The following is a 13,305-nucleotide window of genomic DNA, read 5'->3' as shown; positions in this document are numbered from 1 at the left end:
GCATTCCCAGCTTTCCTTAAGAAGGGGTGGAGCATGAACGAGATCCTGGTCCTGGGGGCGACGGGCTCGACGGGGCGTCGCGTGACCGACCGCCTGCGGTCGGCCGGCCATCAGGTACGGCCGGCCTCAAGGCGCGGCGAGGTCCGCTTCGACTGGAACGACCGGGACACCTGGCGCCCGGCCCTGACCGGAGCCGAGCGCCTCTACCTGATGGCGCCGGACGACGTGCCGGTCGATCCCGAGTTCGTGGCGGCGGCGGTCGAGGCGGGGATCCGCCGCATCGTGCTGCTGTCCAGCGGCGGAATCGAGGTGATGGGCGACGAGCGGCTGATGGCCGCCGAGCGCGTGGTGCGCGGCTCCGGCGCGGAGTGGACGATCCTGCGGCCGTCGTGGTTCGACCAGAACTTCGACGAGGGGGTGATGCGCGAGGCGGTGCTCGCCGGCGAGGTGGCGCTGCCGCTGGGCGAGGCCCGCCAGGCGTTCGTGGACGCCGGCGACGTCGCCGCCGTGGCGGCCGCGGCCCTGGTCGAGGACGGGCACGAGGGGCGCTCGTACGAGGTGAGCGGCCCGCGCGCGCTGAGCTTCGGCGAGGCCGTGGAGATCATCGGCCGGGCCTCGGGGCGGACCGTCCGCTACCTCGGCTCGGAGGCGGACTACCTGGCCGTCATGACCGGCTTCGGGATGCCGGAGGCGGAGGTGCGGGCGCAGATCGCGGCGTTCGCCGCGCTGCGCGACCAGGGTGACGCGGAACCGACCGGCGTGGTGCGGCAGGTGACGGGCCGGCCGCCCAAGTCGTTCGAGGAGTTCGCGAAGGACGCACGATGGGGTTGACACCACTCCGGGCGTAGTACTACGTTGAGAGCACTTCAAACGTAGTGCTCTCAAACCGAAGGATTCACCAGATGCGAATCAAGCTCCCCAGCTCGATCACCGGCACCACCACCGAGCAGGCCAAGGGCCGGTCCGCCAAGCGCGAGCACGCGCTGCGCGACATCCAGCCCACCGGCCGCGCCAACCTGTCCCGCCGCCCCACCGCCGCCCCGCGCAGGAGCTCCTACTGAGGTTGCTCCTCCCCCAGGCGCAGGGCCTCCTCGATCAGGGTCTCCACGATCCGCGACTCAGGAACGGTCTTGATCACCTTGCCCTTCACGAAGATCTGACCCTTGCCGTTGCCCGAGGCCACGCCCAGGTCCGCCTCGCGGGCCTCGCCCGGGCCGTTCACCACGCACCCCATGACCGCCACGCGTAGCGGGAACGGGAAGCCCTCCAACCCGGCCGACACCTCCTCGGCCAGCCGGTAGACGTCGACCTGTGCCCGTCCACAGGACGGGCACGAGACGATCTCCAGCTTGCGCCGGCGCAGCCCCAGCGACTCCAGGATGCCGATGCCGACCTTGACCTCCTCCACCGGCGGGGCCGACAGCGAGACCCTGATCGTGTCGCCGACGCCCTCGGCCAGCAGCACCCCGAACGCCACCGCCGACTTGACCGTCCCCTGCATGAGCGGGCCCGCCTCGGTCACGCCGAGGTGCAGCGGATAGTCGCAGCGCGCCGCGAGGCGGCGGTAGGCGGCGATCATCACCACCGGGTCGTGGTGCTTGACCGAGATCTTGATGTCACGGAAGCCGTGCTCCTCGAACAACGAGCACTCCCACAGCGCCGACTCCACCAGCGCCCCCGGCGTCGCCTTGCCGTGCTTCTCCAGCAGCCGGGGGTCCAGGGAGCCGGCGTTGACCCCGATCCTGATCGGCACGCCCGCGTCCGCGGCCGCCCGCGCGATCTCACCCACCCGGTCGTCGAACTTCTTGATGTTGCCCGGGTTCACCCGCACCGCCGCGCACCCGGCGTCGATGGCGGCGAAGACGTAGCGCGGCTGGAAGTGGATGTCGGCGATCACCGGGATCTGCGACTTGCGGGCGATCTCGGCCAGCGCGTCGGCGTCGTCCTGCGTCGGCACCGCCACCCGGACGATCTGGCAGCCCGCCGCGGTCAGCTCGGCGATCTGCTGCAGGGTCGCGTTGACGTCGTGGGTGGGCGTGGTGGTCATCGACTGCACGCTCACCGGTGCGCCGCCGCCCACCGGCACGCCGCCCACCATCACCTGCCGCGAGACCCTCGGCCTCTTCGTCGGCATTCCGAGCTCGATCATCGGGCCAGCTCCTTCCGTACGGCGTGCGCGATCCCAGAACCGGTCAGTCCCGCCTCGGCCAGTAACCGCTCGCGCGAGCCGTGCGGGACGAACGCCTGCGGCAGCCCGAGCGCGAGCACCCGCGGGCCGCCCGCGCACGCCTGCCCGACCGCCGCGCCCACCCCTCCGGTCACCACGCCGTCCTCGACGGTGACGACCAGGCCGTGCGCGGCCGCCGCCCTGACCAGGCCGGGGGCGACCGGCAGCACCCAGCGCGGGTCGATCACCCGCGCCCCCACGCCGTCCTCCGCCAGCGCCGCGGCCGCCTCCACGCAGGCCCCCGCGCTCGCGCCGACCGCGACGAGAAGCACGTCGTGCCCGGTGTTCCACAGCACGTCCATGCCGTCGGAACGTTCCACGGCGGCCAGCTCGGCGCCCGCGGCGGCCTTGGGGAAGCGCAGCGCCGTCGGTCCGCGCGCCGCCACGGCCTCGCCGAGCAGTTCCCGCAGCCGGGCGCCGTCGCGGGGCGCCGCCACCCGCAGGCCGGGCACCGCCGACAGGATCGCCAGGTCCCACATCCCGTGGTGGCTGGGGCCGTCGGGGCCGGTGATGCCCGCCCGGTCCAGGACGATCGTCACCGGCAGCCGCTGCATGGCCACGTCCATGAGCACCTGGTCAAAGGCGCGGTTGAGGAAGGTGGCGTAGACGGCGACCACCGGGTGGAAGCCCTCCAGCGCCAGCCCGGCCGCCGACACCATCGCGTGCTGCTCGGCGATGCCCACGTCGAACATCCGGCCAGGGAAGCGCCTGCCGAACGCCTCCAGCCCGGTCGGGCCCGCCATGGCGGCGGTGATGGCGACCAGGTCGGGCCGGACCTCGCCGAGCGCGCACAACTCGGCGGAGAAGACGTGCGTCCAGGTGGGGCCGCCGCTGGACAGCGGCTTGCCGGTACGCGTGTCGCTGGCCGGGACGGCGTGCATGTGCTCGCCCAGATCCAGCTCGGCGGGGCGGTAGCCGTACCCCTTGCGGGTCTTGCAGTGCACCACGCTGGGGCTCGGCAGCGTGCGGGCGGTGCGCAGCGCGCGCTCGACGGCGGCCACGTCGTGGCCGTCGACGGGGCCGATGTAGACGAAGCCGAGGTTCTCCAGCAGCGTGCCGAGGTTGCGGGCGCAGCCGCCGTGGGTGGGGGCGTAGGAGCGGCCGTTGTCGTTGAGCACGACGACGACCGGGCGGCCCTCGCCGTCGCTCAGGTTGTTGAGCGACTCCCAGGCCAGCCCGCCGGTCAGCGCGCCGTCGCCGACCACCGCCACCACCGCGCGGCGCTCCTCGCCCTTGAGCCTGCGGGCCTTGGCGATGCCGTCGGCGTAGGCGAGCGCGGTGGAGGCGTGGGAGTTGTCGATGTGGTCGTGCGGCGACTCCTCGCGCGAGGGGTAGCCGCTGAGGCCGCCCTGGGCGCGCAGGGTGTCGAAGTCGGCCTGGCGGCCGGTGAGCAGTTTGTGGACGTATGCCTGATGTCCGGTGTCAAACAGAAGTGTGTCCTCCGGGGAATGGAAGACGCGGTGCAAGGCGATCGTGATCTCGACCATGCCGAGGTTCGAGCCGAGGTGCCCGCCCCTCGCCATGACCTTCGCGATGAGGAACTCGCGGATCTCGCGGGCCAGGGCCCCCAGGTGAGCGGCTGGAAGAAGACGCAGGTCGCGAGGACCGGAGATGGTCTGGAGCAGAGGTTCGTCAAGTCCAGGACGGGCCGCCATGGTCGCTCCACAAGGGTCGGCTGCGGTCGTGGTCGAATCCTTGCTCCGCCGGGGGACATCCGTGAACAGGGTGTTCCGGTCAATGGAACGACCGATTTCACTCTCGGTATTCGTGTCCTAGCTTCTCGTGTGTGTCCGACGATCTCGAAAGAGGAGAACGGATCATGACGGCGGAGGTTGCGGATCCCCCCGTGGAGCCGGTCGACACGACCATCCACAGGGTCAGGACAGCGGTCGACGACCTGCTCGGCGAGTTCATCGACGCCCACCCCGCTCCCGTCGCCGACCCGGAACTGGCCGAGGGCCACCGGCTTCTGCGCGAGTTCGTGGTCAAGGGCGGCAAGCGCGTCAGGCCCCTGCTCTGCTACTGGGGAGCGCGCGGCGCCGGCGGCACGGACGAGGCGGCCCCCGTCGCCGCCGGCGCCGCGCTGGAGCTCTACCACGCGGGGCTGCTCATCCACGACGACATCATGGACGGCAGCGCCCTGCGCAGAGGCCGCCCGACCCTTCACCGGAGCCTGACCCGCCCGCTGCGGCACCCGGCGGCCGAGCCCTTCGGCAACAGCGCCGCCGTACTGCTCGGGGTGCTCGCCCAGGCGTGGGCCGACGAGCTGTTCGGCGAGGCGGGCGGCGCGCCGCGGCGGCTGTTCAACCGGATGCGCGAGGAGGTGATCGCCGGCCAGTACCTCGACATCCAGGCGCACCTCGACCCGACCGCCGAGCGCGCGCTCACCGTCATCCGCTACAAGACCGCCAAGTACACGGTCGAGCGCCCCCTGCAGATCGGCGGCGCGCTGGCCGGCGCCGACCGGTCGCTGCTGGAGGCGTACTCGCGCTTCGGGCTGCCGCTCGGCGAGGCGTTCCAGCTCCGCGACGACGTCCTGGGCGTGTTCGGCGACCCGGGTGTCACCGGCAAGCCCGTCCTCGACGACCTGCGGGAGGGCAAGGCCACCGTGCTGATGGCGCACGCGTTCGCCGAGGCCGACGGCCCCGCGCTGCGGCTGCTGCGCGACTGGCACGGCAACCCCGACCTCGACGAGAAGCGCGCCGCCGACCTGCGGCAGATCATCGTCGACACCCGAGCACTCGCCCGCGTCGAGACGATGATCGACGGCCGGGTCCGAACCGGACTTGAGGAGTTGCGGACATGCGCGATCGACCAGCACGCCCGGCAGGGCCTGGCCCTGATGGCCGACCGGCTCACCCACCGCAGCGCGTGAAGCGGGTCCTGCTCGCCGCGCCGCGCGGCTACTGCGCGGGCGTGGAACGTGCCATCCGCACCGTCGAGGAGGCCCTCAAAAGGTACGGCCCGCCGGTCTACGTCCGTAAACAGATCGTCCACAACACCTTCGTGGTCGCCGACCTCACCACCCGCGGCGCGATCTTCGTGGAGGAGCTCGACGAGGTGCCCGACGGCGCCCTGGTCGTCTTCTCCGCCCACGGCGTCTCGCCCGCGGTCAAGGACACGGCCGCCGGCCGCGGCCTGCGCAGCATCGACGCCACCTGCCCGCTGGTCACCAAGGTGCACAAGGAGGCGGTCAGGTTCGCCGAGACCGGCTACGACATCGTGCTCATCGGCCACGCCGAGCACGAGGAGGTCGAGGGCACGCTCGGCGAGGCCCCCGACCGCATGCACGTGGTCGACCCGGCCCGCCCCGACGAGGTCGAACTGCCGGCCGACCGGCCGATCAGCTGGCTGTCGCAGACCACGCTGTCGGTGGACGAGACCATGGGCGCGGTCCGGCGCCTGCGCGAGCGCTACCCCGGCCTCGTCGACCCGCCCAGCGACGACATCTGTTACGCCAGCCAGAACCGCCAGGAAGCGATCACCGCCATCGCCCCCGAGTGCGACCTGGTGATCGTGGTCGGCTCGGCCAACTCCTCCAACTCCCGCCGCCTGGTCGAGGTCGCGCTCGCCGCCGGCGCCCGTGCCGGCCACCTCGTGGACGGCGTGGCCGAGGCCGAGGAGGGCTGGCTCGACGGCGTGCTGACCGTCGGCGTCAGCTCCGGCGCCTCCGTCCCCGAGCATCTCGTGGCCGAACTGCTCGGCTGGCTGGCCGAGCACGGCTTCGCCGACGTCCAGACCGTGACGCTGGCGGAAGAACGCCTGATCTTCTCCCTCCCGCCCGAGCTCCGTGAGCTCCGCTCCTCCCCGATAGGTGGTGTCCTGTGACCGAAACCGTCCTGAACAACGAGAGCCCCCTCAGCCTCGGTACGAAAGCCGCACGCAACCTCGCGACCACGACCAAGACCCAGCCGCAGATGCAGGAGATCACCTCCAGGCATCTGCTCAAGGTATTGCCCTGGGTGGAGGTCGTGGGCGGCGCCTACCGGGTCAACCGCCGGCTCACCTACACGGTCGGGGACGGCCGGGTCACCTTCACCAACACCGGCGCCGCTGTGCGGGTGATCCCCGCCGAGTTGTGCGAACTGCCCGCGCTGCGCGGCTATGACGATATAGACGTGCTGACCGCTCTGGCCGACCGGTTCACGCAGCGCGAGTACGAGCCGGGATCGGTGATCGTCGAGGCCGGTTCCCCGGCGACCGAGGTCGTGCTCGTGGCGCACGGAAAGGTCAGCCTGGTCGGCGAGGGCGCCTACGGCAAGCAGGCGGTACGCGGCGTGCTGGCCGACGGCGACTACTTCGGCGACAGGTCGCTGGCCGGCGAGTCCGGCACCCACGACCTGACCGTCCAGGCGGTCACCGCGTGCACCGTGCTCGCCCTGCCCAGGTCCGCCTTCGACGAGGTCGCCGACCAGGCGGACGGACTGCGTGAGCACGTCGAGGCGTGGGCCGCCGACCCCGACCGGTCGCTGAACGCGCACGGCGAGGCCGAGATCGCCCTGTCCGCCGGCCACACCGGCGAGCCGACGCTGCCGGGCACGTTCGTCGACTACGACGCGGCCCCGCGCGAGTACGAGCTGAGCGTCGCCCAGACGATCCTGCGGGTGCACACCCGCGTGGCCGACCTCTACAACGAGCCGATGAATCAGACGCAGCAGCAGTTGCGGCTGACCGTGGAGGCCCTGCGCGAGCGGCAGGAGAACGAGCTGGTCAACAACCGCGAGTTCGGACTGCTGCACAACGCCGACCTCAAGCAGCGCATCCACACGCTGACCGGCCCGCCCACCCCCGACGACCTCGACGAGCTGCTGGCCCTGGTCTGGAAGAACCCGGCCGCCCTGATCGCGCACCCCCGGGCCATCGCCGCGTTCGCCCGCCAGTGCACCGAGCGGGGCATCTACCCGACGAGCGTCGAGGTCAACGGGCAGAAGGCGCCCTCGTGGCGCGGCGTGCCGATCCTGCCGTGCAACAAGATCCCGGTCAGCGACAACGGCCTCAGCTCGATCATGGCGATGCGCGTGGGCGAGGCGGCCCAGGGCGTCATCGGACTGACCCGCACCGGGCTGCCGGACGAGTACGAGCCCGGCCTGTCGGTGCGCTTCATGGGCATCAACGAGAAGGCGGTCATCTCCTACCTGGTCACGACCTACTACTCCGCGGCGGTGCTCGTGCCGGACGCTCTCGGCATCCTGGAGAGCGTCGAGGTGGGCTGATGCCGTATGAGCTGCCCGACTTCTACCTGCCGTATCCGCCACGACTGAACCCGCACGTCGAGACCGCCCGCGCGCACACCCGCGCGTGGGCGGCCCGGATGGGCTTCTTCGACAACCCGGACATCTGGACGCCGGCCGACCTGGAGGCGCACGACTACGGCCTGATGTGCGCCTACACCCATCCCGACTGCTCGGCCACGGAGCTCGACCTCATCACCGACTGGTACGTCTGGGTGTTCTTCTTCGACGACCACTTCCTGCACGCCTTCAAGCGGACCAAGGACCTCAGGGGCGGGCAGGTGTACCTGGACCAGCTCGACCTGTTCATGGCCGACGACCCGCCAGAGCCGACCAACCCCGTCGAGCTGGGCCTGAAGGACCTGTGGGCCAGGACGGTCCCGGCGATGACGGACGCGTGGCGGCGGCGCTTCGTCACCGTCACCCGCGACCTCACCCAGGAGTCGATGTGGGAGCTGTTCCACATCGACTCGGGCCTGGTCTCCAACCCCATCGAGTACATCGAGGAGCGCAGGAAGGTCGGCGGCGCGCCCTGGTCGGCCTGCCTGGTCGAGCACGCGGCCGGCGCCGAACTGCCCGCGCGCGTCGCGGGCAGCCGCCCGATCCGGGTGCTCACCGAGACCTTCTCCGACGCCGTGCACCTGCGCAACGACCTGTTCTCCTACCAGCGCGAGGTGGTGGCCGAGGGCGAGCTGTCCAACTCCGTGCTGGTCTGCGAGAACTTCTTCGGCTGCGGCACCCAGCAGGGCGTCGAGATCACCAACGACATGATCACATCGCGGCTGCACCAGTTCGAGCACACCGCGCTCACCGAACTGCCGGCCCTGCTCGCCGAGCACGCGCTCGCCCCGCACGAGCAGGACCGGGTGCTGCGCTACGTCAAGGGCCTGCAGGACTGGCAGGCCGGCGGCCACGCCTGGCACCTGGCCTCCAGCCGCTACACCAAGGCACGCCGCGAGCGCGGCCCGCTCAACGTCTCGCCCGCCCACGTGAAGAGCGGCCTGCGCAACTTCACCTACCGCCCTTTCTCCGAGACGACGGTACGGCTGCCGCACTTCCCCATGCCGTTCACCGTCCGCGACAACCCGCACCTGGACCGGGCCCGTGCCCACAACCAACGGTGGTGCGTGGAGATGGGCTTCACCACCGCCCTGCCCGGCCTTCCGTCCACGGCGCTGTGGACGGAAGGCCAGGTCAAGGGCTTCGACCTGGCGTTGTGCGCCTCCGGCCTCGCCCCCGACGTCGGCGCCGAGGCCCTTGAGCTGGCGACCGACTGGCTCGCCTGGGGCACCTACGCCGACGACTACTACCCGAAGGTCTTCGGCGGCGGCCACGACCTGACCGGCGCGAAGCTGTCCAACCGGCGGCTGTGCGCGCTCATGCCGGTGGACCTGGTCCCGCTCACCCTGCCGGTCAACGCGATGGAGCGGGGGCTGGCCGACCTGTGGGCGCGTACCGCGACCCCTCTTCCCGCGGACGAGCGGAGGCTGCTGCACGACGAGATCGCGCGCATGCTCGCGAGCTGGGAATGGGAGATCGTCAACCTCATCCAGAACCGGGTGCCCGACCCGGTCGACTACATCGAGATGCGCAGGCTCACGTTCGGCACCGGGCTCACCATCCGGCTGAACCGGCTCAACAGCCCGCACCCCCTGCCCGACGCGCTGTTCGGGACCCGCGAGGTCCTGGCCATGACCAGCGCGGCGGCGGACTACGCCTGCCTGGTCAACGACCTCTACTCCGGCCAGAAGGAGCTCCAGTTCGAGGGGGACCTGCACAACTCCGTACTGGTCATGCGCAACTTCTTCGACTGCGACGTGGATGAGGCCGTCACCGTCGTCACCAAGCTCATGTGCGCCAGGCTGGCCGAGTTCGAGCACGTCGCCGCCAACGACCTGCCCGCCATGCTCGACACCCGGGCCGCAGACGACGCGGTGCGGGCCGCGGTCGGCTGCTACGTCACCGGGCTGCAGGACTGGATAGCCGGAATCCTGCGCTGGCACGAGCAGTGCTCCCGCTACTCCGAGACCGAGCTCCGCCGCGGCTCCGCCGTCCGCTGGACCCAGGGCCCCACGGGGCTCGGCACGGCGTTCAGCCGGATCCACTCCCTGCTACCGATAGGCGCGCCATGACAGAATCCCTGCTCAGCCTCGGGACCGCGGCGGCGCGCAAGCTCGCCACGACCACCAAGACCGTCCCGCAGATGCGGGAGATCACGCCACGCCACCTGCTGCACGTGCTGCCGTGGGTGGAGGCGGTCGGTGGCGTGTACCGGGTCAACCGGCGGCTCAACTACACCGTCGGCGACGGGCGGGTGAGCTTCACCACGGTCGGCGCCGCCGTACAGGTGATCCCGGACGAGCTGCGCGAACTGCCGTCGCTGCACGACTTCGAGGACCCGGCCGAGTTGCAGGCGCTGGCCGACCGGTTCGTCCAGCACGACCTGGTCGAGGGGCAGGAGGTCCCGGACGGGCAGATCGTGCTGGTCGCGCACGGCAAGGTCGCCAAAACCGGCATCGGCGGGTACGGCCGCGCCACCGTCGTCGGCATGCTGGCCGACGGCGACCACCTGGGCGACCTGACCGGCGACGGGGCCCAGCCCGCCAGGGCGGTGACGGCCTGCACGGTGCTGGTGCTCTCCCGCGAGGACGCCGACCGGCTGCGCGAGCGCTCCGACGGCCTGCGCGAACACCTCGACCGCCCGGCCAGGACCGGCCCGAGCAACAAGCACGGCGAGGCCGAGATCGCCATGTCCGCCGGGCACCAAGGCGAGCCGACGCTGCCCGGCACGTACGTCGACTACGACCGCGGCCCCCGCGAGTACGAGCTGAGCGTGGCCCAGACCGTGCTCCGGGTGCACACGCGGGTGGCCGACCTCTACAGCGACCCGATCGACCAGACCCAGCAGCAGCTCCGCCTGACCATCGAGGCGGTGCGCGAGCGCGAGGAGCACGAACTGGTCAACAACCGCGAGTTCGGGCTGCTGCACAACGTCGACCTCAGGCAGCGCTTCCAGACCCGCACCGGCCCGCCCACCCCGCACGACATGGACGAACTGCTCTCGCGCCGCCGCAGCACGCACTACTTCTTCGCCCACCCCCGGGCGATCGCCGCCCTCGGCAGGCAGTGCACCGCCCGCCGGATCGTGCCGGACGTCGCCGAGGTCAACGGCGCCAAGGTGATGGCCTGGCGCGGGGTGCCGATCCTGCCCACCGACAAGATCCCGATCAGCGACCGGGGCCTCAGCTCCATCCTCGTCATGCGCACGGGTACCGAGAAGCAGGGCGTCATCGGACTGACCCGCACCGGGCTGCCCGACGAGTGCGAGCCCGGGGTGTCGGTGCGCAAGCTGGGCATCGACGACAAGGCGATCATCAGCTACCTCGTGACCACCTACTACTCGGCGGCGGTCCTGGTGCCCGACGCGCTCGGCGTGCTGGAGAACGTCGAGGTCTGACTACACCGGCGCGATGACGTCCGGGGTCGGCCGTCCGGCCGGCCCTCCGGGCGCGATGCTGGACAGTCCGGACGGCCCCGCCCCCGCCTGCACCAGCACGCCGCCCGGGGTGAGCCTCTAGGATCGTGGCCCGTGAACCAGATCGCCGCGTTCGGAACCCAGCTCATCGAGGTGCACGACTGGCTGCGGGAGGAACTCCGCCGACTCCGCGACGACCTCGCCTCAGGTGGCCGCCCAGCCGACCTGCGCGCCCACTGCCTGGCGTTCTGCACGGCGGTGACCAGGCACCACACCGGCGAGGACACCGTGGCCTTCCCCGCCCTCGCCGACCGCCATCCCGAACTCCGCCCGGTCATCGCCCAGTTGGAGGAGGACCACCAGTTGGTGGCCCACCTCCTGGAACGCGTCGCCTCCCTGGACGGCACCGACCCGGAAGCCGCCCTGGCCGAACTGGACGGCCTCACCGCCATCCTGGAGTCACACTTCACCTTCGAGGAACGCCGCATCGTAGCCGCCCTCGACGCGCTTGACCTGCCAGAATGGCGCGACCACCGCCCCGACTACCTGCTCCGGGACGAAGCGTGAGCACCGAGATCGAGGAGCTTGCCGCCCGCTTCCGCACCTTCGTGGAGGCCCGGGACTGGGAACGGTTCCACACCCCCAAGAACCTGGTGATGGCCCTGGCCGGCGAGGTAGGCGAACTGGTGGCAGAGTTCCAGTGGCTGGCTCCCGGCGAGCCGCTGGACGAGGAGACAACGGCCCGAGTCCGGGCCGAGCTGGGCGACGTAACCGGCTACCTGGTGAGATTGGCAGACGTCCTGGGAGTGGACCTCATCGCAGCCGCCCACGCCAAGCTGTCCGAAAGCGAAAAACGCTACGACCCAGCCACCTACCGCGGCTCAGCCCGCAAAGCCCCGCCCCTACCCCCCTAGCCCACCACCCGGCCGAGCCTCACTCCGGACTCGAGCTCCCGCGCTTGACGGTGATGTCGATCAGCCCGTCGGCGGCCTTGTCCACCGCGTACGCGGGACCGCCGAGCAGCAACGGCACGGCCACAGCCACAGCGGCGGCGATGGCCTCGGTCACCTGTCACCTGTCGAGAACGCAACGGCCCTGACCGCGATCCGGCGGCTGCCGAGACAGGCACGCCATCCCATATACCAAAGTCAGCCAAATGGAGACAAAAGTCGAGCGGATACTCTAATAATCTGCACATGTGAAATCTTCCGCATATGCACCTGTGATCGCTCTCCTGGTGTTGTCGCCAATCGGGGCGGAGCTATTGAGCGCCTATCTGGGTTTGTTCGTGGATCCGGTCGGCCTGCTGATCCAATTGGCGATCGCTATCCCGCTCTATGGCACGGCGGCGATCCTGATCCGGGAACTGACCTGTCGTGCCGGTCGCGGCTGGCCGACGATGCTGCTGCTGTCCGCGGCCTTCGGACTGATCCAGGCCGGGCTCATTGACCAGGGATTGTTCAACCCCCACTACATCGACGACCCGAGCTGGATGGCCGACCGGCAGCCGACGCTGATCCCGGAACTGGATCTCAGCATCAGCTATCTGGTGACGTTCGTCGGAGGTCACATGCTGTGGAGCTTCGGCGCGCCAATCGCCATCGTCCAGGCCGGCGCCCCGCGCTCGGCGCACCGTCCATGGCTGGGTCGCTTCGGCCTCACCGTCACATTCGTGGCATATCTGCTGAGCGCGGCCCTCATCTTCGCCGAGCACACGGCCGACAAACAGTTCGTCCTGTCCCCACTTCAGCTCGGCTGCACCGTCGCCGCCGTGATCGTTCTGGTCGTGACCGCGTTCCTGATCCCCCGCCGCTCCGACCGGCGTCCCGGACGCGTGCCGCCTCCCTGGCTGGTCGGCGGCGCGGCACTCCTGGTCGCCGGCGTGCTCACCCTGGCTCCGCCCGTGTGGCCCGGGGTCATCGCGAACATTGCGGCTCTGAGCCTGCTCGGAGCACTTCTCCTGGTGTGGTCGGGTCGCGAGGGGTGGACCGGTTCACACACCCTGGCAGCAGGATCGGCACCGCTGGCGAGCAATGTCCTGATCGCGTTCACCGTCGCCCCCGAAGGCGTCACCGACCTGACGACCAAGTACGTCTCCAACGCCATCGTGGCAGCCGCCGTCCTCGCCCTGCTGGCCTGGGTGTGGCGCCGTACCCGCCAGGCAGAGGCCGCAGGCCACGGCGGAAACCGGGACGCCCGATAGCGGACAGCCGCTGACGCTGGTGCCGCATCGGGGTGACGCGGTGTGCTGTTCGGCTCTCCCGAAACTTACCGGCCAATCAATCGATGCATAAAACGGATTTATGACAGAAAGGACTGCTTGCGTTCGTCCTAGTGGCGGCGAATGTCCCTGTTCCAGTGCACGGATAAGT

The 13,305-nt window shown here is 70.6% G+C and carries 13 protein-coding genes; 10 read left to right on the top strand and 3 right to left on the bottom strand.

Features of this window, described 5'->3' with window-relative positions; translation table 11 throughout:
• Positions 1-33 precede the first annotated feature (33 nt).
• Positions 34-831 carry an NAD(P)H-binding protein gene (locus ACIBEJ_RS49595; protein ID WP_397190027.1) on the top strand — a complete coding sequence of 266 codons (798 nt, stop codon included), beginning with the start codon at positions 34-36 and terminating at the stop codon, positions 829-831.
• Positions 832-902: 71 nt separating this feature from the next.
• The gene (locus tag ACIBEJ_RS49590; protein WP_397190026.1) at positions 903-1,061 is read left to right on the top strand and encodes a hypothetical protein; all 159 of its coding nucleotides are present in this window, start codon (positions 903-905) and stop codon (positions 1,059-1,061) included.
• On the opposite strand, the gene ispG is transcribed toward ACIBEJ_RS49590, so the two are convergent.
• Together ispG and ACIBEJ_RS49580 are read right to left on the bottom strand one after the other, a co-directional pair.
• On the bottom strand, positions 1,055-2,149 hold the full coding sequence (ispG, locus tag ACIBEJ_RS49585) for a flavodoxin-dependent (E)-4-hydroxy-3-methylbut-2-enyl-diphosphate synthase (RefSeq protein WP_397190025.1): 1,095 nt from the start codon (positions 2,147-2,149) through the stop codon (positions 1,055-1,057). The two genes, ACIBEJ_RS49590 and ispG, sit on opposite strands and share 7 nt — an antisense overlap.
• Positions 2,146-3,882 carry a 1-deoxy-D-xylulose-5-phosphate synthase gene (locus tag ACIBEJ_RS49580; protein ID WP_397190024.1) on the bottom strand — a complete coding sequence of 579 codons (1,737 nt, stop codon included), beginning with the start codon at positions 3,880-3,882 and terminating at the stop codon, positions 2,146-2,148. The genes ispG and ACIBEJ_RS49580 overlap by 4 nt, the downstream gene beginning before the upstream one ends.
• Positions 3,883-4,046: 164 nt before the next feature.
• Here ACIBEJ_RS49580 and ACIBEJ_RS49575 point away from each other — a divergent pair, with 164 nt between their 5' ends.
• From ACIBEJ_RS49575 to ACIBEJ_RS49545, 7 genes are all read left to right on the top strand, one after another.
• Positions 4,047-5,102 carry a polyprenyl synthetase family protein gene (locus ACIBEJ_RS49575; RefSeq protein WP_397190023.1) on the top strand — a complete coding sequence of 352 codons (1,056 nt, stop codon included), beginning with the start codon at positions 4,047-4,049 and terminating at the stop codon, positions 5,100-5,102.
• A complete protein-coding gene (locus tag ACIBEJ_RS49570; RefSeq protein ID WP_397190022.1) occupies positions 5,099-6,055 on the top strand; it encodes a 4-hydroxy-3-methylbut-2-enyl diphosphate reductase in 957 nt (318 codons plus the stop codon). The genes ACIBEJ_RS49575 and ACIBEJ_RS49570 overlap by 4 nt, the downstream gene beginning before the upstream one ends.
• On the top strand, positions 6,052-7,440 hold the full coding sequence (locus ACIBEJ_RS49565) for a family 2B encapsulin nanocompartment shell protein (protein WP_397190021.1): 1,389 nt from the start codon (positions 6,052-6,054) through the stop codon (positions 7,438-7,440). The genes ACIBEJ_RS49570 and ACIBEJ_RS49565 overlap by 4 nt, the downstream gene beginning before the upstream one ends.
• The gene (locus ACIBEJ_RS49560; RefSeq protein WP_397190020.1) at positions 7,440-9,590 is read left to right on the top strand and encodes a germacradienol/geosmin synthase; all 2,151 of its coding nucleotides are present in this window, start codon (positions 7,440-7,442) and stop codon (positions 9,588-9,590) included. The genes ACIBEJ_RS49565 and ACIBEJ_RS49560 overlap by 1 nt, the downstream gene beginning before the upstream one ends.
• Positions 9,587-10,915 (top strand): family 2B encapsulin nanocompartment shell protein, encoded by a 1,329-nt coding sequence (locus ACIBEJ_RS49555; protein WP_397190019.1) that lies wholly within the window; start codon positions 9,587-9,589, stop codon positions 10,913-10,915. Before ACIBEJ_RS49560 ends, ACIBEJ_RS49555 begins: the two co-directional genes overlap by 4 nt.
• Before the next feature lie 132 nt (positions 10,916-11,047).
• Positions 11,048-11,500: a hemerythrin domain-containing protein gene (locus ACIBEJ_RS49550; protein WP_397190018.1), complete on the top strand. Its 453-nt coding sequence runs from the start codon at positions 11,048-11,050 to the stop codon at positions 11,498-11,500.
• On the top strand, positions 11,497-11,847 hold the full coding sequence (locus ACIBEJ_RS49545; RefSeq protein WP_397190017.1) for a nucleotide pyrophosphohydrolase: 351 nt from the start codon (positions 11,497-11,499) through the stop codon (positions 11,845-11,847). The genes ACIBEJ_RS49550 and ACIBEJ_RS49545 overlap by 4 nt, the downstream gene beginning before the upstream one ends.
• Positions 11,848-11,866: 19 nt before the next feature.
• Here the strand turns inward: ACIBEJ_RS49545 and ACIBEJ_RS49540 are convergent, their stop codons facing one another.
• Positions 11,867-12,001, bottom strand: coding sequence for a hypothetical protein (locus ACIBEJ_RS49540; RefSeq protein WP_397190016.1), 135 nt, complete (start codon positions 11,999-12,001; stop codon positions 11,867-11,869).
• A gap of 154 nt (positions 12,002-12,155) precedes the next feature.
• On the opposite strand from ACIBEJ_RS49540, the gene ACIBEJ_RS49535 reads away from it, so the two are divergent.
• A complete protein-coding gene (locus ACIBEJ_RS49535; protein WP_397190015.1) occupies positions 12,156-13,136 on the top strand; it encodes a hypothetical protein in 981 nt (326 codons plus the stop codon).
• Positions 13,137-13,305 lie beyond the last annotated feature (169 nt).

Origin of the sequence: Nonomuraea sp. NPDC050790, from assembly GCF_044456745.1 — a bacterium.
In the GTDB taxonomy this organism is placed as follows: Bacteria; Actinomycetota; Actinomycetes; order Streptosporangiales; family Streptosporangiaceae; genus Nonomuraea.
Note: the sequence above shows the minus strand (reverse complement) of the source record. Positions and strands in the feature narration are given on the sequence as shown.